Raw genomic sequence first — 1,488 nt, forward strand, 5'->3', positions numbered from 1 at the left:
TAGTACTACATAGCTAGATCTGGATCGTCTGGAGGTGTAGCCGTCGTCGGAAGTGGTGTCTGCGTGCTGTGGCTTGGTGGGCGCGTCGGAAGTTCGACCAGTAGATTCCCAGGTCGAGGTTGTGGTCGGTGGCGGCGGCGAGGTTGAGCAGGCGGCGGATCTCGGCGATCGACAGTGTGATGAGCCGTTGGGGCGCTCGGCGGGTGTTTTGTTGTGGTTGTTGTCGTGGTGCCGGTTGTGTTCCGTCAGGTCGTGGTGGTTGTCCACAGGTGCTGGTGCCCCTTTTTGGTGGAATGGCGCAGGACGGCGAGGAAGGCCAGTGCGAGCATTGCCATGGTGATGTGCCGGTACCATGCCCGGTACTGCCGGAATTGGTATTGACTCAGTCCGGCCTCTTGTTTCGCCGCCTCGAAACATTCCTCGACCGGCCACCTGGAACCGATGACGCGGACCAGCTCGCTCATCGTCTCCCCGCGCGGGTTATAGCAGTGGAAGTAGCCTATTTCCCCGTCGGTGATGTTCCGGCGGAAGACGAACTGGTGCCCGGGGACACCGGTCTCGGCCACGGCCCATTCATAGATTCTGAACCCTTTAGATCCGATACCACAAGAACGGCGAACCCAGTCCTGTGACCGAAGACGCTCTACGGTGTTTTCGACGGTGTCCGCCGAATACTTGCTGACCGAGAACGTGGCGAGGTCGGTGGTCTTGGGAACCGCCATCGCATACGCGATGCCCGCGCCCTCCAGATACCGGCGCAGGCCCGGGTTCTGCCCGAACTCCTCATCGGCGGCGAACCAGGCGAACGGCACCCCGGCGTCCACCGCCCGCCCGACCATGGCCGCCGCCTGCTGCGGCCGGGTCGCGAACCCTACCTCCTCCGGCACCCCGGCCTCGGCCCGCCGGTCCAGGTCCTGGCACCATGTCTTTTCCGGGAGGTACAATTCTCGATCGATCAGCACGCGATCCCCGGCCGTATTGGCATAAGCCAGGAACACGCCGATCTGGCAATTATCGATACGGCCGAGTGTCCCTGAATACTGCCGCTGCACGCCCGCCGACTTCTTCCCCTTCTTCGCGAACCCCGTCGGGTCTGCGATCAGGACCGCCCGATCGTCCGCGAGATACTCCATCACGTAAGCCCGTATATCGTCCCGCAGTGTATGCTCATCCCATGGCGTCAAATTGATGAACCGCTGGATCGCCGTCGGCCGCCGCTCGCCCGTGAACTCCGAGATCGTCCACGAGTTCTTCCTCTCCAAAGGCGCCAGCAGCCCTCGCAGATACTGCCGGAAATGCTCACGCGATTCAGTCCGATAGAAACGCGGCTCGAACCGGGCGCACACCCGCTCGAACTCCGAACGCCACTCATCCAGCCCAGCCTCGGTCACCGCGCCGTCATCCTCAAAAAGTCGGGGCATGCCACCAAGGTGGCATGCCCCGAACACTCACGAAGCGAAATCCCCAACATGATCTAGCTATGTAGTA

General features: G+C 62.2%; 1 protein-coding gene. It reads right to left on the reverse strand.

Annotated features, from left to right (window positions below; all coding sequences use genetic code 11):
- Positions 1-245: 245 nt before the first annotated feature.
- Positions 246-1,421 carry an IS701 family transposase gene (locus tag ACFFNX_RS49805; RefSeq protein ID WP_378213489.1) on the reverse strand — a complete coding sequence of 392 codons (1,176 nt, stop codon included), beginning with the start codon at positions 1,419-1,421 and terminating at the stop codon, positions 246-248.
- Positions 1,422-1,488 lie beyond the last annotated feature (67 nt).

This window comes from Actinoallomurus acaciae (assembly GCF_042429965.1).
In the GTDB taxonomy this organism is placed as follows: Bacteria; Actinomycetota; Actinomycetes; order Streptosporangiales; family Streptosporangiaceae; genus Actinoallomurus; species Actinoallomurus acaciae.

Excerpts from the sequence above, each read along its gene's own strand:
- ACFFNX_RS49805 (WP_378213489.1), bottom strand. The coding sequence starts at position 1,421 with ATGCCCCGACTTTTTGAGGATGACGGCGCGGTGACCGAGGCTGGGCTG.